The organism is Kitasatospora sp. NPDC086801, assembly GCF_044745805.1.
Taxonomy (GTDB): Bacteria; Actinomycetota; Actinomycetes; order Streptomycetales; family Streptomycetaceae; genus Kitasatospora.
On the sequence record NZ_JBIVAX010000008.1, the window covers coordinates 22,791 to 45,373 of the forward strand.

19 protein-coding genes are annotated in these 22,583 nt (G+C 75.9%); 12 read left to right on the plus strand and 7 right to left on the minus strand.

All coding sequences use genetic code 11. The annotated features are described in order from the left end of the window. The 3 genes from ACIPLC_RS12235 to ACIPLC_RS12245 form a co-directional block, all read right to left on the minus strand. Positions 1-963, minus strand: a complete 963-nt coding sequence (locus tag ACIPLC_RS12235; protein WP_400472884.1) for a thiopeptide-type bacteriocin biosynthesis protein — start codon at positions 961-963, stop codon at positions 1-3. A 317-nt stretch (positions 964-1,280) separates the two neighbouring features. Further along, a complete protein-coding gene (locus ACIPLC_RS12240; RefSeq protein ID WP_400473030.1) occupies positions 1,281-2,462 on the minus strand; it encodes a glycosyltransferase family 4 protein in 1,182 nt (393 codons plus the stop codon). Next, entirely contained in the window at positions 2,348-3,808 is a 1,461-nt protein-coding gene (locus ACIPLC_RS12245; RefSeq protein ID WP_400472885.1) for a glycosyltransferase 87 family protein, read from the minus strand. Before ACIPLC_RS12245 ends, ACIPLC_RS12240 begins: the two co-directional genes overlap by 115 nt. Positions 3,809-3,983: 175 nt before the next feature. On the opposite strand from ACIPLC_RS12245, the gene ACIPLC_RS12250 reads away from it, so the two are divergent. The 9 genes from ACIPLC_RS12250 (at position 3,984) to ACIPLC_RS12290 (ending at position 15,109) form a co-directional block, all read left to right on the plus strand. Beyond that, positions 3,984-5,048 (plus strand): GNAT family N-acetyltransferase, encoded by a 1,065-nt coding sequence (locus ACIPLC_RS12250; protein WP_400472886.1) that lies wholly within the window; start codon positions 3,984-3,986, stop codon positions 5,046-5,048. Continuing rightward, the gene (locus tag ACIPLC_RS12255) at positions 5,041-5,832 is read left to right on the plus strand and encodes an aminotransferase class IV (protein ID WP_400472887.1); all 792 of its coding nucleotides are present in this window, start codon (positions 5,041-5,043) and stop codon (positions 5,830-5,832) included. Before ACIPLC_RS12250 ends, ACIPLC_RS12255 begins: the two co-directional genes overlap by 8 nt. A 197-nt stretch (positions 5,833-6,029) precedes the next feature. Then, on the plus strand, positions 6,030-6,902 hold the full coding sequence (locus ACIPLC_RS12260; RefSeq protein ID WP_400472888.1) for an ABC transporter ATP-binding protein: 873 nt from the start codon (positions 6,030-6,032) through the stop codon (positions 6,900-6,902). Positions 6,903-6,945: 43 nt separating this feature from the next. Next, on the plus strand, positions 6,946-9,615 hold the full coding sequence (locus ACIPLC_RS12265) for an FtsX-like permease family protein (RefSeq protein ID WP_400472889.1): 2,670 nt from the start codon (positions 6,946-6,948) through the stop codon (positions 9,613-9,615). A gap of 259 nt (positions 9,616-9,874) precedes the next feature. After that, the gene (locus ACIPLC_RS12270) at positions 9,875-10,345 is read left to right on the plus strand and encodes a hypothetical protein (protein WP_400472890.1); all 471 of its coding nucleotides are present in this window, start codon (positions 9,875-9,877) and stop codon (positions 10,343-10,345) included. Next, complete coding sequence (locus ACIPLC_RS12275) at positions 10,342-11,916, plus strand: multicopper oxidase family protein (RefSeq protein WP_400472891.1); 1,575 nt, start codon at positions 10,342-10,344, stop codon at positions 11,914-11,916. Before ACIPLC_RS12270 ends, ACIPLC_RS12275 begins: the two co-directional genes overlap by 4 nt. Positions 11,917-12,086: 170 nt before the next feature. Next, positions 12,087-13,445 carry a DUF2252 domain-containing protein gene (locus ACIPLC_RS12280; RefSeq protein WP_400472892.1) on the plus strand — a complete coding sequence of 453 codons (1,359 nt, stop codon included), beginning with the start codon at positions 12,087-12,089 and terminating at the stop codon, positions 13,443-13,445. A 116-nt stretch (positions 13,446-13,561) separates the two neighbouring features. Then, positions 13,562-14,101: a GNAT family N-acetyltransferase gene (locus ACIPLC_RS12285; RefSeq protein ID WP_400472893.1), complete on the plus strand. Its 540-nt coding sequence runs from the start codon at positions 13,562-13,564 to the stop codon at positions 14,099-14,101. Positions 14,102-14,188: 87 nt separating this feature from the next. Beyond that, positions 14,189-15,109, plus strand: coding sequence for a DUF6891 domain-containing protein (locus ACIPLC_RS12290; RefSeq protein ID WP_400472894.1), 921 nt, complete (start codon positions 14,189-14,191; stop codon positions 15,107-15,109). Between the two features lie 28 nt (positions 15,110-15,137). On the opposite strand, the gene ACIPLC_RS12295 is transcribed toward ACIPLC_RS12290, so the two are convergent. Both ACIPLC_RS12295 and ACIPLC_RS12300 read right to left on the minus strand, forming a co-directional pair. After that, the gene (locus tag ACIPLC_RS12295) at positions 15,138-16,049 is read right to left on the minus strand and encodes a diacylglycerol kinase (protein WP_400472895.1); all 912 of its coding nucleotides are present in this window, start codon (positions 16,047-16,049) and stop codon (positions 15,138-15,140) included. Beyond that, entirely contained in the window at positions 16,046-17,668 is a 1,623-nt protein-coding gene (locus ACIPLC_RS12300) for an FAD-binding oxidoreductase (RefSeq protein WP_400472896.1), read from the minus strand. Before ACIPLC_RS12300 ends, ACIPLC_RS12295 begins: the two co-directional genes overlap by 4 nt. 20 nt (positions 17,669-17,688) lie before the next feature. Between ACIPLC_RS12300 and ACIPLC_RS12305 the strand changes: the two genes are divergently transcribed. Further along, the gene (locus tag ACIPLC_RS12305; RefSeq protein WP_400472897.1) at positions 17,689-18,366 is read left to right on the plus strand and encodes a TetR/AcrR family transcriptional regulator; all 678 of its coding nucleotides are present in this window, start codon (positions 17,689-17,691) and stop codon (positions 18,364-18,366) included. Further along, positions 18,363-19,937 carry a glycerol-3-phosphate dehydrogenase/oxidase gene (locus ACIPLC_RS12310; RefSeq protein ID WP_400472898.1) on the plus strand — a complete coding sequence of 525 codons (1,575 nt, stop codon included), beginning with the start codon at positions 18,363-18,365 and terminating at the stop codon, positions 19,935-19,937. Before ACIPLC_RS12305 ends, ACIPLC_RS12310 begins: the two co-directional genes overlap by 4 nt. Before the next feature lie 54 nt (positions 19,938-19,991). Here the strand turns inward: ACIPLC_RS12310 and ACIPLC_RS12315 are convergent, their stop codons facing one another. Then, positions 19,992-20,285, minus strand: coding sequence for a hypothetical protein (locus tag ACIPLC_RS12315; RefSeq protein ID WP_400472899.1), 294 nt, complete (start codon positions 20,283-20,285; stop codon positions 19,992-19,994). Positions 20,286-20,535: 250 nt separating this feature from the next. Here ACIPLC_RS12315 and ACIPLC_RS12320 point away from each other — a divergent pair, with 250 nt between their 5' ends. Then, complete coding sequence (locus ACIPLC_RS12320; protein WP_350883073.1) at positions 20,536-21,111, plus strand: TerD family protein; 576 nt, start codon at positions 20,536-20,538, stop codon at positions 21,109-21,111. A gap of 96 nt (positions 21,112-21,207) precedes the next feature. Here ACIPLC_RS12320 and ACIPLC_RS12325 read toward each other — a convergent pair whose 3' ends face one another. Next, positions 21,208-22,467, minus strand: coding sequence for an FAD-dependent monooxygenase (locus tag ACIPLC_RS12325; RefSeq protein WP_400472900.1), 1,260 nt, complete (start codon positions 22,465-22,467; stop codon positions 21,208-21,210). Positions 22,468-22,583 lie beyond the last annotated feature (116 nt).

Here is a 22,583-nt window from a genome sequence, read left to right on the forward strand (position 1 = left end):
TCAGAACCCTCCGTCACCGGTGAGCGCGTGGGTCAGCAGGCTCTGTCGGGCCAGGGAGAGCCGCCCCCGGTTCCAGTGGAAGATCACGTGGTACGCAGCGGCACGGCGCGGGCCGATCACGGCGTCACCGGACTCGAAGTACCCGGTGCGCCAGGACTCGGCGGCCCGGCGCACGGCGTCCCCGTGCGCCTCGACCGCCGCCCGCCGCTGCGGCGCCACCGGGGCGAGCAGGCCCGGACCTCCGGCCCGCCAGGCCGCGAGGATGCCGGCGGCGGCACGCCGGGCGTCGTCGTCCGGGTCGGTGCCCAGCCGGCGCCCGGTGTCGTCCCGCACCACCTGCCAGACCCCGCGGTGCTCCCAGCCGACGATGCCCAGGCCGCCGAGGAGTTCACCGAGGAGGTACAGGGACAGCCGCCAGTCCGCGACCAGCTCCGGCCGGCCCGCCGTCGCGAGGGTGTCGTGGTGATCGAGCCAGGCCAGGGAATCCACCGTGAACAGGTCGTGCACGTATCGCATTGATGACGGACCGCCGAAGAGATACGCCTCCGGCTCGTACCTCCCGCACAGCGGCGGGCGTGATTGTCCGTCCACTTCGCGGAAACGGCGGATCAGTTCCCGGCGCAGCGCCGCGAGGTCCGTCCGGCCGGCCTCGAATCGGACCCGCAGCCCCGGCGGCTTGTGCATGAAGAAGAAGGACCGCACCGCGTCGGCGGCGATCAGCTCGCGAGCCGTGTCCGCGATGACGCGGTACGTCCGGTGCCAGGCCGTCGGGCCCGGTGCGAGGTTGATCTGGACCCAGCCGGCCCCCGGTGGGTCGTTGCGCAGTGCGGACAGCCCGGCCGTCAGGAAAGTGTGGCGCGCGGCCTCGTAATCGGGGCCCGTGGAATCGACCGGGACCGTTCCCGGGGGAATGTCGCGCACGTCCCGGAGGCAGTCGGTCAGCAATTGTTCGACCTCCATCATGGCGCCCGTCCCCTCGTGGTTTCCGCTTCCCTCCTTGGGTTTCCGCAATTTCGGACGGCTGAAAAACGGAAGGCCAATATTCATATGATGGAAAAGGTCACGCCCCGGTGCGCCCGTGGGGCGCCGTGCGCTGGCGGCGCACCCTGCTGTGGCGTGCCGGGCCCCGGTCGCCCCCGACTCCGGTGGCGCGAGTGATCCGCGGGGGCGGTGTGACCGGCGTGAGCCCCGCCGGGGGCGCCGGAAGCCGCCTTCGCCGACTTCCCGTGCCGGTCGCCCCTCCGCCTCGCTCACACGGCCGGGGGCGGCACGGGTTTGGTTCACGCGCGGGAAGTCGGCCCACCCGACTTCCCGCGCGCGGCTGTTCGGCCTGCCGGGGCGGCGGCGGGGGTGTCGGCGGGGGTGTCGGTGGCGTCGGTGGCACGGGGGAGGGGGCGGGTGGGGTCGAGGAGGCGGGCGAGCTGGTGGGCGGAGGCGGTCCAGGACCAGTGGGTGGTGGCCCAGTCGCGGCCGGCGGCGCCCATCCGGGCGCGGTCGGCCGCCGGGGCGAGGAGGAGGCGGGTGAGGGCGGCGGCCACGTCGGCCGGGTCGCGGCCGTCGATGACGGTGCCGGTGACGCCGTCGAGGACGGTGTCGGGGGCGCCGCCGGAGCGGCCGGCGACGACGGGGAGGCCGGCGGCGGCCGCTTCGAGGTAGACGATGCCGAGGCCCTCGGCTTCGAGGCCGGCCCGGCGGGTGCGGCAGGGCATGGCGAAGACGTCGGCCTCGGCGTAGTGGGCGGCGGTGGCCGCGTGGTCGAGGCCGCCGGCGAATTCGACGCTGCCGGGTTCGGTGCACCGGTGGGCGAGCGCGCGCAGGCGGTCCTCGTGCGGGCCTTGGCCGACGAGCACGAGGACGGTGCCGGGGACGGCCCGGCGGATCGCGGGCAGGGCGCGGATCAGCACGTCCTGCCCCTTGCGCGGGACGAGCCGGGCGACGCAGAGGACCACCGGCCCGGTCCGGGTCCGCCGGGCGCCGTCGGGGGCGGGCCGGAAGCGGTCCGGGTCGACGCCCGGGACGAGGCGTGCCAGTTGGGCGTCCGGGCCGAGGGCGGGGGCGATCCGGGCGCGGGTGTACTCGCCGAGATAGGTGACGACGTCGACGCTGCGGCCCACCCGGCGCAGCAGGCGGCGGGCGCCGGGGGTGCGGGCCCACCAGATCTCGTGGCCGTGGGTGGTGGCGACGGTGCGGCGGATGCCCCCGGCCTGGCGGAGCAGGCCGGGGGTCATCGCGGCGAGCGGGGCGGCGGCGCCGAACCAGACCCGGTCGCAGCCGTGGGCGCGGGCGATCTCGGCGGCCCGGCGGGTGACCCGGGCGGTGGGCAGCAGGGTGCGGGCCCGGTCGCGGATCACCGGGAAGGGGAGAGCGGCGTCGTGCCGATCGGCGCCCGGCTCGGCGGAGGTGTAGACCACGACCTCGGAGTCGGGCAGGCGGGTGGCCAGGGCGTGGACGAAGGTTTCGATGCCGCCTTGGCGGGGCGGGAAGTCGTTGGTGACGATGAGTGTGCTGCCCATGGGCGGGTGAGACCTCGGTTCGGTGTCGGAGCGGAGGGGGCGGGGAGGGCCGGCGGGAGCAGCCGGGCGAGCAGGACCAGCAGGAGCGGCAGCGCGAGGTAGCCGAAGCGCCCGGCGGGGGCGAGCAGGAAGGCCAGGGCGAGTCCGAGGGCGAGCCGGTCGGCGGCGGCCGCCGCGTGCCGGGGCGGGTGGGTGAGCAGGGAGGCCGCGAGGGCGAGTGCGGCGAGCAGCAGCAGGCCGACGGCGGCGTACCAGCCGGGCGGGCCGAGGTCGGCGAGCAGTCGTCCGGGCAGCGGGCTGGCGGCGGGGGTGGGCAGGTCGCCGCGGCCGGTGGGGAAGGCGAACACCTGGTCGAGCATCGGTCCGGGTGAGCGCAGGGCGCCGGGCAGGACCAGCAGGGCCGTGCCGCCCACCGCGACGGCGGCGGCGCGCAGGGCGGGGCGCCGTCCGGCGGTGGCGGCGAGCAGCGCGGTGACCACGGCGACGGCCGGCCAGGCCGTCCACTTGAGTGAGCAGGCGGCGGCGAGGGCCAGTCCGGCGGGGACGGGGCGTCGCCGGGCGGCGAGGGTGAGGGCGAGCCAGCAGAGGCCGGTCATCGGCAGGTCGACGCCGCTGACGCAGAGCGGCAGCGCGACGACGGGCGAGGCGGTCAGCGCGGCGAGGGCGGTCCGCGGGCCGAGGGGTGGGGTGGTCGGCGCGGCGAGGGCGGTCCGTCGCCCGGCGGGCGCGGAGCGCAGCAGGCAGGCGAGGAACGCGGCCGCGCACCAGAGCCGTGCGTCGCCCGCCACCCGGGCGAGCGGCAGCCCGCCGAGTGGAAGACCGCCGAGTGGAAGACCGCCGAGTGGAAGACCGCCGAGTGGAAGACCGCCGAGCGGCAGCCCGTCGAGCAGGGCCCGGGGCAGTCCGAGGAGCGCCATCCCCGGCAGGTACGGGGTGTACTCGGCCACTGTCCGGGGTTCGGCGAGGTACGGCGTGCCGGTGTGCAGCAGCAGGGCCCCGGAGCGTTCGATCACCCCGACCTCGCTCTGCCCCCGGCCGGTCAGCACCAGTGCGAGCAGCGGTACGGCGACGGCCCCGGTGAGGGCGAGGGCGAGGGACAGCGACCGGCTCCGGCGCGTCGGCAGGAGGGCGGCGAGCGCCGCCAGCAGGTAGCCGACGGCGGCGCAGGTGCCCCAGGCGCGGTGCGGGCCGAGGCCGGAGAGCAGCGGGAAGGCCCCGGCCCAGCCGGCCGCGAGGAGCCATCCGCCGCACCACGCGGCGGCGTGTCGCCGGTCTGGGGAGTCGTGCCGATTCATCACCCGTTCATTGCATCGCCGCAGGTCAGCCTGGTCATCACGGTCAGGTCGAGTCCTCTGGTCGGGTTTCCCCTACCATCCGTCGGCGCCTCGGCCCGGCGGCATTCGCACCCGATCTGACGTTCGGTGTTCGCCGGATTACGGAAAGTGCCCGCGCTCCCGCTATCGTGGCGGCGTGGTGAGGTCGTGGGATGCGGCGGTGGAGCGGGCGCAGGACCGGCTGGCGGCGGGGCCGCGGCTGCGGGCGGTCGCCGAGGGGGACGAACGGCGGTTCGCGCTCTGGGACTTGGCGTCCCTGGTGGAGGGTGAGCTCGGGGAGCTGGTGGCCCCGGACGCGCTGGCGCCGGAGGTCGAGCGGCGGTGGCGCGAGCGGCTGGGGGAGAGCGGCCGGGAGTGGCCCGGCGGCGAGCTGTACCGGCGCCGCTACTGGGTGCTGGACGGGGACGGTGCCGCGGCCGGCACGGTGGCGGTGGACAACTGGACCAAGGGGCCCGGCCAACTCGCCGTCTCCTCCCTCTACTTGACTCCGGAGGCGCGTGGCCGGGGGCTGGCCGCCGGGGCGCTGGAGGAGGTGTACGCGGCGGCCGCCGCGGAGGGCCTGCCCGGCTTTCGGCTGGAGGCGCACTGGGCCTGGCAGCACGCCGTCCGCTACTACCTGCGCCGCGGCCTCTGGGTGGTCGGCTGGAAGCGTTCGCTGGCCCTGGCCCGGATGCCGCAGCTCCCGCCCTACCGGGTGTGCGAGGAGGGCGGATGGGTGCACCTGCTGGTCGCGGACCGGGCCTGGGGCTGGGTGCCGATGCTCGCCGCCGGCCGCGAGGGCCGCTGGCTGCGGCTGGACGAGACGCCCGACTACCGGGCGGCCGACGGCTGGGTGCACGAGTACGCGCGGTCGACGCTGGCGCTGCATCTGGCGCTCGCGGGCCGGCCGCTGGTGCGCGGCCCGCAGTGGTGGGCGGAGGCGTGGCGGTGGTCGGACGCGGGGGAGCCGGAGGGGCTGGCGTACAAGATCGAGCAGTTCGAGCAGCTGGCCCTGGCGGCGGGCCGACAGGTGGTCAGCCCGTACCGCCCGGCGGTGGCGGCGAGCCCGGCAGCGACCGCGACCTCGACCGCGACCTCGACTCCGACCGCGACCTCGACTCCGACCGCGACCTCGACTCCGGCCCCGACCCCGGCTCCGGCGCCGAGAGCGGCCGCCCCGGTGGCGGCGTCGCCGGGGCTGGCAGACTCGGGGGATGGCTGAGATCGAGATCGACGGCGCGCCGGCCGACCCGGCGCGGCTGACTGCGCTGGGGCTGCTGAACTACGGGCACTTCACCACCCTGCGCGCCGAGGCGGGCCGGGTCCGGGGTCTGGCGCTGCACCTGGACCGGCTGGTCCGGGACTGCCGGGTACTGTTCGCCGCCGAGTTGGACCGGGCGGTGGTGCGGGAGCGGATCCGCGCGGTGCTGCCCGCCGGCGGCGCGCCGGTGACCGTCCGGGTGACGGTGTACGACCCGGAGCTCGGCCTGGAGCGCCCCGGCGCCCCGGCGGTGCCCCGGCTGCTGCTGACCACCCGCCCGGCGGCGGTGGCCGCGCCGGGCCCGCTGCGGGCGCGGACGGTCGCGTACCGCCGGGAGCTGCCGGAGGTGAAGCACGTCGGCCTGTTCGGTCTGGTCCACCACCGCAGGCGGGCTCAACTCGACGGCTATGACGACGTGTTGCTGGTGGACCCGGACGGCGGCGGGGTGGTCGAGGGCGCCACCTGGAACGTCGGCTTCCTCGACGGCCGCCGACTGGTCTGGCCGGACGGCCCGAGCCTGCCCGGGGTGACCGCCGCACTGCTGGCCGGCGCGTACGGCGGGCCGCAGTCGCGCGAGCCGGTGGACGCGTCCGGGCTGGGCCGCTTCGCGGCGGCGTTCGCGGTGAACGCGGGCGTCGGCGTCCGGCCGCTGGCCGCGGTCGACGGTACGGCCTTCGACCCGGCGCACCCCGTGCTCGCCGAACTGGCCGCCGCCTACGGGGAGATCACCGCCGACCCGGTGTAGGGCGCCCCGGCGCGGCGCGCCCCGCCCCGCCCCACCCGCCCCGGCGCGGCCCGACCCGGGCACGAGCAGGCCCCCGGAAGCGGGTGGGGATATCCCCACCCCCGGTCCGCCAGCGGCCTCCATGGTCCGCTGGCCTGGTCTTTTCTAGCGTGGAACCCGTCGACGACCACCGACGATCCCCGAGGGAAGGCCCACCCATGGCACGCCGCCACGACCGCCCATCGACCGAGCCGTACGCGGCCGGCCCGCACGCCGCCGGCCCGTACGGTGGCGGCTCGTACGCCACCGGGGCGTACGGCGGCGGCCCGCACGCCGAGCAGGGCGTCCGTCCGGCGATCGAGCTGCGCGGGGTGCGCCGCACCTACGGCCGCGGCGGCGAGACCGTGCAGGCGCTGCGCGGGATCGACCTGGCGCTGGCCCGCGGCAGCTTCACCGCCGTGATGGGCCCGTCCGGCTCCGGCAAGTCGACCTTCCTGCAGTGCGCGGCGGGCCTGGACAAGCCCGACCAGGGGGAGATCCGCCTCGGCGACGAGGACATCACCCAGCTGAGCGAGAACCGGCTGACCAAGCTGCGCCGCAGCCGGATCGGCTTCGTCTTCCAGTCCTTCAACCTGCTGCCCTCGCTGACCGTGGAGCAGAACGTGCTGCTCCCGCAGCGGCTGGCCGGCGAGCGCCAGGACCGGGCCAGGGCCCGGGAGCTGCTGGCCCAGGTCGGCCTCGGCGAGCACGCCAAGCGGCGGCCCGGCCAGCTCTCCGGCGGCCAGCAGCAGCGGGTGGCGATCGCCCGCGCGCTGATCACCGGTCCGGACGTGGTGTTCGCCGACGAGCCGACCGGCGCGCTGGACACCCGCACCGCGCACGAGGTGCTGGGCCTGCTGCGGCGCGCCGTGGACGACCTGGGCGCGACGGTGGTCATGGTGACCCACGACCCGGTGGCGGCCTCGTTCGCCGACCGGGTGCTGTTCCTGGCCGGCGGCGCGCTCGTCGACGAGCTGTACCACCCGCAGCCGCAGGCCGTGGCCGACCGGATGGTCTCGCTCACCGCCCGCCCGGTGGGGGTCGCGGCGTGAACGGGCGGCGTGGACCGATCGACGAGTGGAACGGGGCCGGGGCATGAGCAACGGACTGGCGCGCGCCTCGGTGCGCTTTCGACCCGCCTCCTTCGCGGGCACCCTGGTCGCCCTGCTGCTGGGCGCCGCCGTGGTGGTGGCCTGCGGCGTGCTGTTGCAGACCGGCCTGACCGCGGGTGTCGCACCGCAGCGGTACGCGGGCGCCCCGGTGGTGGTCGCGGCCGATCCGATGGTGCGGATCACCGCCAAGGTCGGCAGCGACACCGAGACCAGGGAGCTGACCACCCCCGAGCGGGCCCGGACGGACGCCGCCCTGGTGGGCCGGATCGCCGCACTGCCCGGTGTCGCGGCCGCCCGCCCGGACAGCGCCTTCCCGCTGCCGGCCGGGGCGGGCACCCCCGTCCTGACCGGCCGGGGCTTCGCCGCGCTCGGCATCGCCGGCCCGGCCGACCGACTGGTCGAGGGCCGTGCGCCCGGCGCCGACGAGGTGGTGCTGGACGCCGACACGGCGCGCGCCGCGCACCTCGCGCCCGGAGCGAAGCTCACCCTCACCGCGCCCGGCGGCACCGGCGACTACCGGGTCTCGGGCCTGGCCGCCGCCCAGCCGGCCGGCCCCACCGCCTGGTTCGCCGACGCCACCGCCGACCGCCTCTCCGGCCACCCCGGCCGGATCGACGCGATCGCCGTCCAGCCGCGCGAGGGCGTGGACCGCGCCGCGCTGGTCGCGCAGGTCCGCCAGGCCCTCGACGCCCAGGCCCTCGACGCCCAGGCCCTCGGCACCAAGGCCGTTGACGCCAAGGCCGCCGGCACCCAAGCCGTTGACGCCAAGGCCGCCGGCACCCAAGCCGCCGACGCCAAGGCCGCCGACGCCCAGGCCCTCGGCACCGGCGCCAAGGTCTTCACCGGCGACGGCCGCGGCACCGTCGAACAGCCCGCCATCGGCGAGGCCCGCACCCTGCTGATGGGGCTCGGCGGCAGCTTCGGCGGCTACGCCACCATGACCGCGATCTTCGTCGTGATGAGCACCGTCGCCCTGGCCACCGGCCAGCGCGCCCGCGAGTTCGCCCTGCTGCGCGCCATCGGCGCCACCCCGCGGCAGATCCGCCGCACCATCGCCACCGAGGCGATGCTGGTCGCGCCGGTCGCCGGGGCGCTCGGCATCCTGCCCGGACTGGCCCTGGCCCGCTGGTGGTTCGACGAACTGACCTCGCGCGGCGCCGTGCCGCAGGGCGTGCGGCTGGACGTCGGCCCGCTGCCGATGGTCGCCGCCGTGCTCATCTGCACCCTCGCCGCGCTGACCGCCGGCTTCCTGGCCGGCCGCCGCCCCGCCAAGCTGCGCCCCGGCCAGGCGCTCGGCGCGGCCGCCGTCGAACCGGGCCACCCCGGCAAGGTGCGGACCGTCATCGGGCTGCTCTTCGCCGCCGGTGGCGTGGTGGCCGCCGCCTTCGCGGCCGCCCTGGACGGCATGAACGCCGCCAACACCGCGCTCGGCGTGGTCATGTGCTTCATGCTGGCCGTCGCCCTGCTCGGCCCCTGGGTGGCGCGGGTCGCCGCCGCGGTGTTCGGCGCCCCGCTGCGGGCCGGCGGCGCCCCCGGCTCGCTGGCCGCCGACAACACCCGAGCCAACGCCCGCCGGCTGGCCTCCGCGATCACCCCGATCGTGCTGGTCACCGCCTTCTGCGGCACCCTGCTGTTCATCCAGAGCACCATCGGCCACGCCACCGGCGCGAACGTACGGGACGGCATCGTCGCCGACCACGTGGTCGGCTCCACCGGCCCGGGCCTGCCCGCGGGCACCGCCGAGCGGGCTGCCAAGGTGCCCGGCGTGGAGGCCGCGGTCGGCGTGCTGCGCACCGCCGCCGTGTACACGCACGACCAGCAGCTCGGCTCCGCCACCGCGCTCGGCGTCGACGGCGACCCGGCCCGGCTGGCCCGGGTGCTCGACCTGGGCGTGCGCAGCGGTTCGCTCGCCGACCTGGGCCGCGCCGCCGACACCGTCGCCCTGGACCGCACGCTGGCCGACGCCCTGGACGTCGGGGTCGGTGACCGGGTGCCGCTGCGGCTCGGCGACGGCACCCCCGTGCGGCCCGCCGTGGTCGCCGTCTACGACCGCGGGCTCGGCTTCGGCCAGGTGCTGCTGCCCCGGGCGGCCGTCGCCGGGCACGTCACCGCCGGGTACGACAGCCAGGTGCTGGTCGCCGACGCGCCGGGCGCCGACCGCACGGCGGTGGCGGCCGGCCTGGCGGGCCTCGCGGGCCCCGGCGGGGCGACCGTGACCGACCGGGCCGGGTTCGTCGCCCAGTCCGACAAGATGATGGAGCTGAGCGCCTGGGCCAACACCGTGATGGCCGGCGTGCTCGGCGGGTTCGCCGCCGTCACCGCCGCCAACACCCTGGTGATGACCGTCCTCGACCGGCGCCGCGAGGTCGCGCTGCTCCGGCTGGCCGGCACCACCCGGCGTCAGGTGCGCGGCATGCTGCGCTGGGAGGCGCTGCTGGTCGCCGCGACCGGCCTGGTGATCGGCGGGGTGATCGCCTGGATCGCCCTCGTCCCGATCGCCCGGGGCGTCGCCAACTCCTCCCCGTACGTCCCGCCGGCGCTCGCCCTGCCGCTGGCCGCCGGAGCCGTCCTGCTCTGCCTCGGCGCGACCGGGCTGCCCGCCCGCGCCCTGCTGCGCACCCGCCCGGTGGCGCTGGGCGCCGCCCGGCAGTAGCCGAGGCCCGTGAACGCCCGAAGGGGCCCCGTCCGGCGGTACCGGACGGGGCCCCTTCGGGCTGGCCGCGGCACCCGCTCGAGGATCGCTGGACGACCGCACCAGGGCCTCGCTCGTACGGGTGACAAAAGCCGGGCCGAGTAGGCGCAATGGGGTAGCGGGGAAAGTCCGAACCCCTTGATCGGAGCTGATCGTGATGTCGGATCAGCTACGCTCTCGCCCGCCCCGCCCGACCCGCCGAAGCAGAGAGTAGCCCGACATGAGCAGTCCTCCCGCGGCGGCCGCGCCCCGCTGGCCGCTGATCCTGCTGCGCATCAGCGCCACCACCCTGGCGCTCCTGGCCCTGCTCCAGGTCATGCTGGCCGGCAGCTTCCTCAACGGCACCTACGAGTCCCTCAAGGACCACGAGGGCAACGCGATGACGCTGGCCACCGTGGTCGTCTGCCAGCTGGTGGTGGCCGCGCTGGTGCGCCGGCCCGGTCGCGGCCCGCTCTGGCCGCTGTGGACGACCACCGGGCTGACCGCCGCCGTCATCGGCCAGATCGCCGCCGGCTACGCGCGGTCCATCAGCGCGCACGTCACCCTCGGGGTGCTGCTGGTCAGCGGCGTCCTGTTCGGGCTGGTCGGCGTCTGGCGGCTGCCGCTGCCCGCCCGCGCGGACAGCCTGCCCGAGCCGGACGGCAGCGGACGCCTGCCGCGCCCCGGCGGGCCGCTGGAGGTGTCCAAGTGAACCGCCGGCGGTTCCTGGGCGCCGGCGCCTCCGTCCTCGGCGCGGGTGCGCTGGCCGCCGTCTCCGTCCCCGCCGCCGCCCGGCTGTTCGCCGAGGGCCACCCCGGCCGGCTGCTCAGCAGCGACCTCGACCTGCCCGGGCCGTTCCAGATCCCGCTGCCGGTGCCCGCGGTGCTCCAGCCGGTGCGCACCGACGGGACGGCCGACTACTACGAGATCACCCAGCGGGTCGCCGCACTGGAGATCCTGCCCGGCGTCAAGACCGAGGCCTGGACGTACGGCGGCACCTTCCCCGGGCCGACGGTGGTCACCCGGTCCGGCCGGACGGCGGTGGTCAAGCACCGCAACGAACTGCCGGTGCCGTCCGTGGTCCACCTGCACGGCGGCCACACCCCGGCCGACAGCGACGGCTACCCCGTCGACCTGCTGCTGCCGGTCGGCTCCTCCGGCGCGGCCCGGGGGATGTCGGACATGCCCGGGATGCCCGGCATGCAGCACACGGCCGGGCGCACCGAGACCGGCGAGCGCACCCACACCTACCCGGGCCGCCAGCGCGCCGCCACCCTCTGGTACCACGACCACCGGATGGGCTTCACCGGCCCCGGCGTCTGGCGCGGCCTGGCCGGCTTCCACCTCGTCCACGACGACGAGGAGAACGCGCTGCCGCTGCCGCGCGGCGAACGCGACCTCCCGCTGATGCTGACCGACCGCGCCTTCGCCGACGACGGCTCCTTCCTCTACCCCGCCATTGATGACTCCCTCGCCGAGCCCGGCGTCACCGACGACTACATGAACGGTGTCCTCGGCGACGTCATCCTCGTCAACGGCGCCCCCTGGCCCCGCCTGGACGTCGACCGCGCCCGCTACCGGCTGCGCCTGCTCAACGCCTCCAACGTCCGCCCCTACCGGCTCCAACTCGACCCGCAGCCCTCCGGCGGTGACGCCCTCGTCCAGATCGGCTCCGACGGCGGCCTGCTCGCCGCCCCGATCACCCACGACGCGCTGGAGATCGCCCCCGCCGAGCGCTTCGACATCGTCGTCGACTTCTCCCGCTACGCCCCGGGCACCTCGGTGCGCCTGCTCAACCGCTTCGGCCGCGGCCGCACGGCGGAGGTGATGCGCTTCGACGTCTCCGGCAAGCAGGTCCGCGACGACTCGACCGTGCCCGCCAAGCTGTCCACGATCGAGGAACTGGACGCCTCCGCCGTCGACGTCAAGCGCAAGTTCATCTTCCGGCGCAGCGGCGGCTACGGCTGGACCATCAACGGCGACCTGTACCGGCCCGGCCGCGACCTCGCCCGGCCCGCCCTCGGCAGCACCGAGCTGTGGCGCTTCACCTCCGACCTGCACCACCCCGTCCACGTCCACCTCAACCACTTCCAGGTGCTCAGCCGCAACGGCCGGGCCCCGGGCCCGTACGACGACGGCTGGAAGGACACCGTCGACCTGCGCCCGGCCGAGGCGGTCGAGGTCCTGGTGCGCTTCACCGACTACCAGGGGACGTACATGATCCACTGCCACAACCTGGAGCACGAGGACATGGCGATGATGGCGGACTTCACCGTGCGGTGAGCCGGGGTCCAGCCGGGTTCATCCGTTCGGCGGACTGCCGGAGGCTGCGCGGTGCGCCCTCCGGCACCCGTGACCTAGCGTCGCGAGGAGGCGCACCCGCCGTCCCGCCGTCCGTTGTCCCGCCGTCCGTTGTCCTGCCGTCCGCCGTCCCGCCGACCGAGGAGCCGCGCATGACCACCCCCGCCGAACGCCGTCGGCACGGCCGGGCCGCCCGTGACCGCGCCTCCCGCTCCGCCCACGGGCGGTGGATCCCCGCCGCCGACCGGCCCGACCCGGTCGAGGTGCTGGTGCGCCAGGGCGAGGACCGGGTCGCCCGGCTGCTGCCGATCCGCTACGGGCGGATGGCCGACACCCCCTTCACCTACCTGCGCGGCGCCGCCGCCGTCATGGCCGCCGACCTCGGCGCCGTCCCCGACACCGGCCTCACCGTCCAACTCTGCGGCGACGCCCACCTGGTGAACTTCGGCGTGTTCGCCTCGCCGGAACGCGCGCTGCTCTTCGACGTCAACGACTTCGACGAGACCCACCCCGGTCCCTTCGAATGGGACGTCAAACGGCTCGCCGCCAGCATCGCCGTCGCCGCCCGCGACCACGGGCAGGACGAGGACCGCGCCCGCCGCGCCGCCCGCACCGCCGTCCAGGGCTACGCCACCGCCATGCGCCACCTCGCCGGGCTCGGCGAACTCGACGTCTGGTACTCCCGGATCGACACCGGCGACCTGCTGCCGCTGTTCCGCAGACCCCGGCAGCGCGAGCGCGCCGAGGCCGACCTCACCCAGGCCCGCCGCCGCACCAGCCTGCGCGCCTTCGGCAAGCTCACCGAGGAACGCGACGGGCAGCGGCGCATCATCAGCGCGCCACCGCTCATCGAACCGCTGAAGCCGAACGAACTGCGCGACATCGGCAAGGTGTTCAGCGACTACCGGGCCACCCTCGCCGAGGACCGCCGCGTCCTCCTCGACCGCTACCGCTTCGTCGACGCGGCGATGAAGGTCGTCGGCGTCGGCAGCGTCGGCACCCGCTGCTACATCGTCCTGCTGGAGGGCCGGGACACCCGCGACCCGCTGTTCCTCCAGCTCAAGGAGGCCGGGCGGTCCGTCCTGGAGGACCACCTGCCGCCCACCCGGGTCGACGCCGAGGTCTCCGTCCACCACGGCGGCCGCCGCGTCGTCACCGGCCAGCACCTCATGCAGGCCGCCAGCGACATCTTCCTCGGCTGGACCACCGGCCCTGCCGGGCGCCACTTCTACGGCCGCCAACTGCGCGACATGAAGGGCTCGATCGAGGTCGCCGACCTGGCCCCGTCCGGCCTGCGCGCCTACGCCGACCTGTGCGGCCGCACCCTCGCCCGCGCCCACGCCCGCACCGGCGACCGCCTCGCCATCGCCGGCTACCTGGGCACCGCGGACGCCTTCGCCGACGCGATCGCCGACTTCTCCGTCCAGTACGCCGACCAGACGGCGCTCGACCACGCCGAACTGGTCGCCGCGATCGACGCCGGCCGGATCACCGCGACCCGGGGCGTCTGAGCGCCGCGCGCCGAGCGCCCCCCGGGGTGCAGGGGCCAGGGGGCCGGTGGCCCGGTGGCCCGGTGGCCCGGGAAACGGGTTGCCCCGGCGGGGGCGGTCGGCGTTGGCTGGCCCGCATGACCGAACTGCGCACCGACCGGCTGCTCATCCGCCCCTGGCGGGACACCGACCTCGCGCCCTGGGCCGCGATGAACGCCGACCCCGAAGTCCGCGAACACCTCGGGGATGTCCTCACCCGCGAGCAGAGCGATGCCTCGGTGGCGCGCTTCGAGGCCGAGGCCGCGGTGCGCGGGTACGGCTGGCTGGCCGTCGAGGTGCGCGCCACCGGCGAGTTCGTCGGCTTCGCCGGCCTCGACGAGGTCGACGAGGGCCTGCCCTTCACCGGCGTCGAGATCGGCTGGCGCCTCGCCCGCGCCGCCTGGGGCCGCGGCTACGCCACCGAGGCGGCCCGCGCCGTCCTCGCCCACGGCTTCGACACCCTCCGCCTCCCCGAGATCCTCGCCGTCACCACCGCGACCAACCACCGCTCCCAGGCCGTCATGCGCCGCCTCGGCATGACGTCCGACCCCGCCGACGACTTCGAGGACCCGACCGCCCCCGAGGGCCCGCTGCGCCCCAACGTGCTGTTCCGCCTCCACCGCGAGCAGACGGACTGAGGCCGGGCCGGCCGGGGTCGGGTGGGCTGAGGCCGGGCGGCTCCGGGCCCGGCGCCGTTGTCAGTGGCGTGTGGTTGGGTGATCCACATGCTGGCGATCGGGGTGCAGGAGAACGACGGCACGCGCCACCTTCGGGTGGAGGCGGGCGAGTTGGCGCGGTTGGTGCGGCGGATCGGTGCGCAGGGCGACCGCTTCCTGGTCGCCCAGCGGATACCGGACCTGCCGGACGTCTTCATCCAGGTGTGGCACGCCGAAGGCGGCGACTACACGCTCGAACACCGCGACGGCTCCGCCGCCCGGCACTTCGAGGTGCGGACCGACGGGCCCGACGCGGTCATCGCCGCGATGACGGGCTGGGCGCGGCGCGAGCCGGGCTGGGGCGACGGCCTGGACTGGCAGCCGCTCGACCTGGGCCCGCGGCCCGAGCCCGCCCCGCCGCTCGACCTGCCCGCCGACGACCTGTGCCGGTTGCACGACCGGCTGCGCCTCACCCTGGCCGGCGGCTACACCACCCGCGCCGAGCTCGCCGAACTCGCCGAGGACCACCTGGTCTCCGGCGGCCACCGCCCGCTCTCCCGCGACCAGGCCGAGCAACTGGCCGACCGGCTCTGGCTGGAGCGCGTCGGCGAGCAGACCGGTTGGATCGGCGAGACCGACCCGGAACGCCTCACCCGGGCCTTCGCCACCCTGGAGGAGGGCGGCATCACCGCCCGGGAGCACTTCGCCTGCTGCGGCTCCTGCGGCGACGCCGAGATCGCCGCCGCCGGGGCGCCGGACGCCCGCGGCTACGTCTACTTCCACACCCAGGCCACCGACTCCGCCGCCGCCGGCCACGGCCTCGCCCTCCGCTACGGCGGCTTCGACGCCTCCCCGCTGACCACCACCGCCATCGGCCACGAGGTGGCCGCCGCCCTCACCGACGCCGGCCTGCCCGCACTCTGGAACGCCGATCCCTCCCACGCGATGGAGATCCGCCCCCTCCTCTGGCGTCGCCGCCTGGCCGGGTGAGCCGGCGGGCTCCCGGGGCTGGGGCGGGTTACGGCACCAGGAGGTGCAGGGCGGCGGGGGCGATCGTCACGTCGACGGGGAGGGGGGCGATGAACTCGCCGTCGGCGTAGGCGGTGATGGTGGGGGAGTCGATCCGCAGGGATTCGGTGCGGTGGGTGGTGACTTCGGGGTGGGTGGTGTGGGTGCCCTTGAAGAGGGTGGGGAAGAAGCGGGCGATGCGTAAGCGGGGCATCGCGGCGACGAGGGTGAGGTCGAGGAGGCCGTCGTCGGGGAGTGCGGCGGGGCAGATGAGCATGCCGCCGCCGTAGCTGCTGGTGTTGCCGACGGCGGCCAGGGTGAGGTCGCGTTCGATGACGGTGCCGTCGGCGAGGGTGATGCGGAAGGGCAGCGGGCGCAGGTTGGCGAACTCGGCGAGGATGGCCAGGTTGTAGCGCATCCGGCCGCGGGGCCACCGCAGGCGGTTGGCGCGGTCGCTGACCAGGGAGTCGAAGCCGGTGGCGAGGACGGAGCCGTACCAGCGGGTGGTGCCGTCGGCGGCGGTGACCCGGCCGAGGTCGACGGTCCTGGTGCGTCCGGCGGCGACGACGTCGGCGGCGGCTTCGGGGGTGTCGCGCGGGAGGCCGTAGGCGCGGGCGTGGTCGTTGCCGGTGCCGGCGGGTATCACGCCGAGCGGGACGGCGGTGCCGGCGACGGCCTGGAGGGCGAGGTTGACCATGCCGTCGCCGCCGACGGCCACGACCGCGTCGACGCCGTCCGCGACGGCCTGCCGGGCGAGGCGGACGGCGTCCTCGGGGTCGCGGCCGGCGTGCCGCTCGACGTGGAGGCCGAGGGCGCGCAGGCGGGCGACGGCCCGGTGGGCGGCGGGTGCGGCGTGGCCGGCGCCCGCCGCCGGGTTGCTGAGGACGGCCACTCGCCTGATGGCTCGCGGGCCGCCGCTCACGGGATCAGCTTGCCGGGGTTGAGGATGCCCGCCGGGTCGAGTTCGGCCTTGACGGCGCGCAGGATGCGCACGCCCAACTCGCCGATCTCGTCGGTCATCCAGGGCCGGTGGTCGGCGCCGACGGCGTGGTGGTGGGTGATGGTGGCGCCGGCGGCGACGATGGCGTCTCCGGCGGCGCGCTTGGCGGCGGCCCACCGGGTGAGCGGGTCCTCGCCGAGGGCGGCGACGACGGTGAAGTAGAGCGAGGCGCCGGTCGGGTAGACGTGCGAGATGTGGCAGAGGACGAGGGCGCCGGGCAGGGCGGTGGTGAGGGCCTCGGTGACGGCCGTCCGCAGGGAGGGCAGCCGGCTCCAACTGGCCGCGGTCTCCAGGGTTTCGCAGAGGGCGCCGGCGCTGAGCAGGGAGTCCCGCAGGTAGGGGGCGTTGAAGCGGCCGTGTTCCCAGGCCCGGGCGGGGGCTTCGCCGAGGGAGGTGGCGCCGGCGGCGAGCAGGGTGTCGCGGGTGAGCCGGTGGCGGGTGGCGACCTGTTCGGCGGTGCCCTCGAAGACGGTGACGGCGAGGCAGCCGGTGACGGCGGGGGCGCCGCCGATCTGTTCGGTCATGGCGAGGTTGACCATGGTCTCGGCCTCGTCGGAGAGCCGGATGACGGTGGCGCCGGTGCCGGCCTGCTCGACGGCGCGCAGGGCGGCGCTGCCGGTGGCGAAGTCGGGCAGGCTCCACGCCTCGTGGGCCTTGACGGCGGGCAGCGGGTGGACACGGAGCCGGACGGCGGTGATGACGCCGAGGGTGCCTTCGGAGCCGAGGAAGAGTTCGCGCAGGTCGGGGCCGGCGGCGGAGGCGGGGGCGCGGCCGAGGTCGAGCACGCCGACGGGGGTGACGACGCGCAGGCCGCGGACCATCTCGTCGAAGCGCCCGTGGCCGGCGGAGTCCTGGCCGGAGGAGCGGGTGGCGGCGAAGCCGCCGAGGGTGGCGTAGCGGAAGCTCTGCGGGTAGTGGCCGAGTTCGTAGCCGCGTTCGGCGAGCAGGGCTTCCGCGGCGGGGCCGGTGAGGCCGGCGCCGAGGACGGCTTCGCCGGAGGTCTCGTCGAGCTCGTGGAGCCGGTCGAGGCGGCGCAGGTCGAGCGAGATCACGGCGGTGAGGTCGCCGCGTTCGGGGTCGAGGCCGCCGACGACGCTGGTGCCGCCGCCGAACGGGACGACGGCGATGCGGCGTTCGGCGCAGAGCGCGAGGACGGCGGCGATCTCCTGCTCGTCGCCGGGCAGCACGACGGCGTCGGGCGCGTCCTGGGGGGCGCGGCTGCGGCGGCGCAGCAGGTCGGGGGTGGACTTGCCGCCGGCGCGGGGGAGCCGGTCGGCGTCGGCGGCGCTGACGTTGGTCTCGCCGACGGCGGCGGCGAGGGCCTTGAGGTCGTCGGCGGTGATCCGCGAGGGGTGCAGGAGGACTTCGTCGGCGGCCGGTCCGGGGGTGGCGTCGCCGGTGACGCCGAGGGCGGCGGCGAGCAGTCCCTTGATGTCCGCGGACAGGTCCTTGGCGAGGGCCGGGTCGCCCCAGGCGTCCCACTTCATCGGGGGGAGCGGCAGCGCGGCGCCGGCCGCTCCCGCTTGCGTCTCAGGTGCCATGCGTTACAGTTTCACACATCATGTCAAGTAGTAACGCCGAGCCCCCAGTCGAGCCTCCGGTCGAGCCCGCAGCAGGGCCGCCAGCCGAGCCCCCGGCCGGGCTGCACGCCGCCGAGCAGCCCCGCAGCACCGACGACGCGATCCTGGACGCCGCCGCCGACCTGATCGTCCATCTCGGCGTGCGCCGAACGCAGTTGGCGGAGATCGCCCGCCGCGCCGGGGTCAGCCGGCCGACCGTCTACCGGCGCTGGCCGGACGTCCGGGCGGTGATCGGCGCCCTGCTCACCCGGGAGATCCGGGCCACCCGGGAGGGCGTCGCCCTGACGCTCGGCGGCGACGGGGCCCCGATCGGCCGGGAGGCCTTCGTCGACGGGGTCGTCGAGGTGGCCGTCCGGCTGCGGGACCACCCGGTGCTCGGCGCGCTGCTGCGCTCCGCCGACTCCGACCTGCTGCTGGAGTACGTCGTCGAGCGCCTCGGCACCAGCCAGCGAGGCCTGCTGGAGGCACTTCGGGCCGGCATCGAGCAGGGGCAGGCCCACGGCTCGATCCGGGCCGGCGAGCCGGTCGAACTGGCCGCCATGGTCCTGCTGATCGCCCAGTCCACCGTCCAGTCGCACCGCATGGTCGCCTCCCTGCTGCCGGAGGCCGCCTGGCGGCGCGAACTGACCAGAGCACTGAACGGATACCTCGCGCCATGACCTCGACGCCGGCCGGTCGCTCCGCCGCCTCCTCCGCTCCCTTCGCCGGCTCCAGTCGACTCGACGCCGGCCGGCGCCGGGTGGAACTCGAAGCGCTGGGGGACCGCCCGCGCGTCGACCTGCTGGTGATCGGCGGCGGCGTCACCGGTGCCGGAGTGGCCCTGGACGCCGCCTCGCGCGGCCTGCGCACGGTGCTGGTCGAGTCCCGCGACCTGGCCTTCGGCACCAGCCGCTGGAGCTCCAAGCTGGTGCACGGCGGCCTGCGCTACCTCGCGTCCGGGCGGATCGGGGTGGCCCGGGAGAGCGCGATCGAGCGCGGCGTGCTGATGACCCGCACCGCCCCGCACCTGATCCGCGCGCTGCCCCAACTGGTGCCGCTGCTCCCGGGGTTGCTGCGCCCCGGGCAGGCCTCGCTGATCCGGGTGGGCTTCCACGCCGGGGATGCGCTGCGGCTCAGCGCCGGGACGCCGGGCGCGCTGCTGCCCCGGGTGCGCCGGATCGACGCCGCCCGGACGCGCCGGCTGGTGCCGGGCGTGCGGACCGCCGGGCTGTCCGGCGCGCTGGTCGCGCACGACGGCCAACTCGTGGACGACGCACGGCTGGTGGTGGCGCTGGCGCGGACCGCCGCACAGTACGGCGCCACCGTGCTGACCCGGGTGCGCGCGGAGTCCGTGACCGGCACCTCCGCCCGGCTCACCGACACCGTCACCGGGCGGTCGCTGACCGTCGAGGCCGGCGCGGTGATCAACGCCACCGGCGTCTGGGCGGGCGAGGTGGACCCGTCGATCAGCCTGCGCCCCAGCCGGGGCACCCACCTCCTGGTGGACGCCGCAGCGCTCGGCCACCCGACCGCGGCGCTCACCGTGCCGGTGCCCGGTTCGACCAGCCGCTTCGTCTTCGCGCTGCCCCAGCAACTCGGCCGGGTGGCGATCGGGCTGACCGACGAGGACGCGCCCGGCCCGGTCCCGGACGAGCCGCAGCCCACCGAGGGGGAGCTCGCCTTCCTGCTCGACACCGTCAACGCCGCGCTGAGCACCGCGCTGACCAGGGCGGACGTGCGCGGCGCGTACGCGGGGCTGCGGCCGCTGATCGACACTGGGGGCGGCAGCACCGCCGACATCTCCCGGGAGCACGCGGTGCTGGAGTCGCCGTCCGGGCTGGTCACGGTGGTCGGCGGCAAGCTCACCACCTACCGGCGGATGGCCGAGGACGCGGTGGACGCCGCCGTCCGGCTGCGCGGCCTGCCGGCCCGGGCCTGCTGGACGGCCCGCCTGCCGCTGGTCGGCGCCCCGGCCCACCGGGACAGCCGCCCGCTCCCGGCGGGCGCCGCGCCCGGCTCGCTGCTCGCCCGGCACGGCGGCGCGGCCTGGGAGGTGCTGGCGGCCGGTGACCCGGGGCGGATCGCCGAGGGCCTGGACGTGACGCGCGCCGAGGTCGCCTACGCCGTCACGCACGAGGGCGCGCTGGACGTCGCGGACGTACTCGACCGCCGGACCAGGATCGGCCTGGTCGCCGACGACGCCGAGCGGGCCCGGAAGGCGGTCGAGGAGATCGTGTCGGAGCGCCTGTAACCAGCGCAGGACTCCCAGCGGAGGACTCCCGGCGCAGGACTCCCCGCGTAGGACTCAGCGCGCCGCGCGCTCCGGCATCGGGTGCTCGGCTCCCGCGACCTCCAGGACGCAGGAGTACGGGTGCTCGGCCGCGCCCGTGCGGTCCAGCCGCACCGAGAGCGGCAGCGGCGGCTCCTCGGCGAGCTGGGCGGCGAGCGTCAGCGGGTAGCCGCCGTGCCCGTGGACGCGGTGGAAGGCACATTCCTTGCCGTCCACCAGCAACTCGGTCTCGGTGATCCAGCCGGAGCGGACGTTGACGGTGACCGAGTGTCCGGCCTGGTCGAAGTGGAAGCTGTACCGCTGGCGCATGGGGACCTCCCGCGCGGGGGCCACTGGTCGGGGCGGACCAGGGGATCCACGGCCAGTGTAGGGCGGCCGCCCGGCCGCGGCGCCCCGGCGGCCACGGTGGTCGGGCGCGAGGGAGACGTGGGCCAAGGTGGCGGGTGGTTCCCGGTGGAGCCCCTGAGAAATCCCGGGGGTGGGGCCCGACCGCAGGTGGATTCCCGTGATCTCTACAGTGTTGTAGATTCGTCCGCAGGGAGAGATCGAGGAGGGCATTGTGGGAGTTTCGCTGGCCAAGGGCGGCAACGTCTCGCTGAGCAAGGAGGCGCCCGGTCTGAGCGCCGTGATCGTGGGTCTCGGCTGGGACGTCCGCACCACCACTGGTGCCGACTACGACCTGGACGCCAGCGCGCTGCTGTGCAACGCGCTCGGCAAGGTGGTCTCGGACCAGCACTTCGTCTTCTTCAACAACCTGCGCAGCCCCGACGGCTCGGTCGAGCACAGCGGCGACAACCTGACCGGTGGCGGCGACGGCGACGACGAGCAGATCAAGGTCGACCTGGCGCGGGTGCCGGCCGATGTGGCGAAGGTGGTCTTCCCGGTGTCGATCTACGACGCCGATGCCCGGCTGCAGAACTTCGGGCAGGTCCGCAACGCGTTCATCCGGGTCCTGAACCAGGCCAACGGCCAGGAGATCGCCCGCTACGACCTCAGCGAGGACGCGTCCACCGAGACCGCGATGGTCTTCGGCGAGCTGTACCGCAACGGCGCGGAGTGGAAGTTCCGTGCGATAGGGCAGGGTTACGCCTCCGGCCTGCGCGGCATCGCGACCGACTACGGCGTCAACGTCTGATCCCCTCAGGTGATCTGACGGGGTTTCGGTGGCCCCGGATCCGGCGCTCCGGGTCCGGGGCCGACTCCGTCTCCAGGGCCGGGGCCGGGTCGGCGCTCACTCGGGACGCCCGAGGGCGTGGCCGCCGAAACCCCCGCTGCCGGTGAGCTGGCGGCGCCACCAGGCGTCCATCCCCGGTGCGTCCATGGTCGACCAGTCCGGTGCGGCGGCGACCTGCTCCCGGCCGAGCCGTCGGCCCAGTTCCACCAGCTCCCGCCCGACCGCGCCCCGTTCGCGGTCGTACGCGGCCAGCAGGGCCGGCCAGGACCGGCCGCTCGCCGCCGCGGCCCGCCCGGCCTGTTCGAAGGCGTGGGCGTCCTGCAGGGCCTTCACCGCGCCGCTGGTGTTGTGCGGGCGCACGACGGTGGCCGCGTCCCCGCCGAGGAGCAGCCGGCCGGCCGTACGGCGCGGGGTCTCCAGGTCGTAGACGGGCTGGAGGAAGGTCCGGTCGCGCGGGGTGACGGTGACCAGGGCGGCCCAGTACGGCGGCAGGTGCCGTTCGGCGAGCTGCCGCAGCTCGTCCAGCCGCTCGTCGGTGAGGGCGCCCGCCGGGATGCTGGTGGGGCCGTCGAGGCGCAGCCAGGCGGGGGTGGGCGCGTAGAAGACCCAGTTCACCTGGGTGCTGCCGGGGGCGAGCCCGGGGATGCGGTAGATCACGACCTGGCCGCCGGGGTAGCAGACGGTGGCGCACTCGTCCTCCGGCCAGGCCGCGGCCCCGCCGGGCAGCTCCGCGAGCAGGGCGTCGTCGTAGCTGCCGCGCCAGCACACGTACCCGGCGTATTCGGGCCGGGCCTGCGGGCAGACGGCGGCGCGGACCACGGAGCGGTAGCCGTCGGCGCCGATCACCAGGTCGTGCGGTTCGCGGGTGCCGTCGGCGGCCGTCGTCCAGGCGCCGTCCTGGTCGCCGTCGGCCGCGGTGACGGTGTGGCCCTGCCGGAACTCGATCCGGTCGGGGGCGCGTTCGCGCAGGGCCTGCCAGAGGACGGCCCAGTGGTGGGAGTGGAACGGCATCGGCTGGTTCCAGAGCACCCGCCCGCGCCCGTCCGGTCCGTCGCCGCCGCCGTCCGCGGCCGTCTCCCGGGTGACCCAGCGGCGGACGGTGAGGCGGTGGCGGCGGACGCCGTCGTGGAGGTGGCCGGCGTGGACCAGTTCGTCGAAGCGGTCGTCGTTGATGCAGATCCCGACGCCGCGGTCCTCCAGCTGGCCCTCGCTGCGTTCCAGGACCACGATCCGGTCGGCTCCCAGCCGGGCGGCGGCCCCGGCGAAGGCGCTTCCGGCGATGCTGCCGCCGATCACGGCTATCGAGCTACCCCGCATGGCGGTCCTCTCCCAGCTGTTCACAATGCCAATCTGACAATACGCGGATCATGCGGGGGAGTTGGCGGGAACGGCGGAGCGCGGGCCATCACCCCGGCCTCCTTATGCAACTAGTT

Coding starts and splice junctions, on each gene's coding strand:
- ACIPLC_RS12270 (WP_400472890.1), top strand. CDS start 9,875: ATGAGCAGTCCTCCCGCGGCGGCCGCGCCCCGCTGGCCGCTGATCCTG.
- ACIPLC_RS12310 (WP_400472898.1), top strand. CDS start 18,363: ATGACCTCGACGCCGGCCGGTCGCTCCGCCGCCTCCTCCGCTCCCTTC.
- ACIPLC_RS12245 (WP_400472885.1), bottom strand. CDS start 3,808: ATGAATCGGCACGACTCCCCAGACCGGCGACACGCCGCCGCGTGGTGC.
- ACIPLC_RS12300 (WP_400472896.1), bottom strand. CDS start 17,668: ATGGCACCTGAGACGCAAGCGGGAGCGGCCGGCGCCGCGCTGCCGCTC.
- ACIPLC_RS12315 (WP_400472899.1), bottom strand. CDS start 20,285: ATGCGCCAGCGGTACAGCTTCCACTTCGACCAGGCCGGACACTCGGTC.
- ACIPLC_RS12255 (WP_400472887.1), top strand. CDS start 5,041: ATGGCTGAGATCGAGATCGACGGCGCGCCGGCCGACCCGGCGCGGCTG.
- ACIPLC_RS12280 (WP_400472892.1), top strand. CDS start 12,087: ATGACCACCCCCGCCGAACGCCGTCGGCACGGCCGGGCCGCCCGTGAC.
- ACIPLC_RS12305 (WP_400472897.1), top strand. CDS start 17,689: ATGTCAAGTAGTAACGCCGAGCCCCCAGTCGAGCCTCCGGTCGAGCCC.
- ACIPLC_RS12260 (WP_400472888.1), top strand. CDS start 6,030: ATGGCACGCCGCCACGACCGCCCATCGACCGAGCCGTACGCGGCCGGC.
- ACIPLC_RS12235 (WP_400472884.1), bottom strand. CDS start 963: ATGATGGAGGTCGAACAATTGCTGACCGACTGCCTCCGGGACGTGCGC.
- ACIPLC_RS12325 (WP_400472900.1), bottom strand. CDS start 22,467: ATGCGGGGTAGCTCGATAGCCGTGATCGGCGGCAGCATCGCCGGAAGC.
- ACIPLC_RS12290 (WP_400472894.1), top strand. CDS start 14,189: ATGCTGGCGATCGGGGTGCAGGAGAACGACGGCACGCGCCACCTTCGG.
- ACIPLC_RS12265 (WP_400472889.1), top strand. CDS start 6,946: ATGAGCAACGGACTGGCGCGCGCCTCGGTGCGCTTTCGACCCGCCTCC.
- ACIPLC_RS12285 (WP_400472893.1), top strand. CDS start 13,562: ATGACCGAACTGCGCACCGACCGGCTGCTCATCCGCCCCTGGCGGGAC.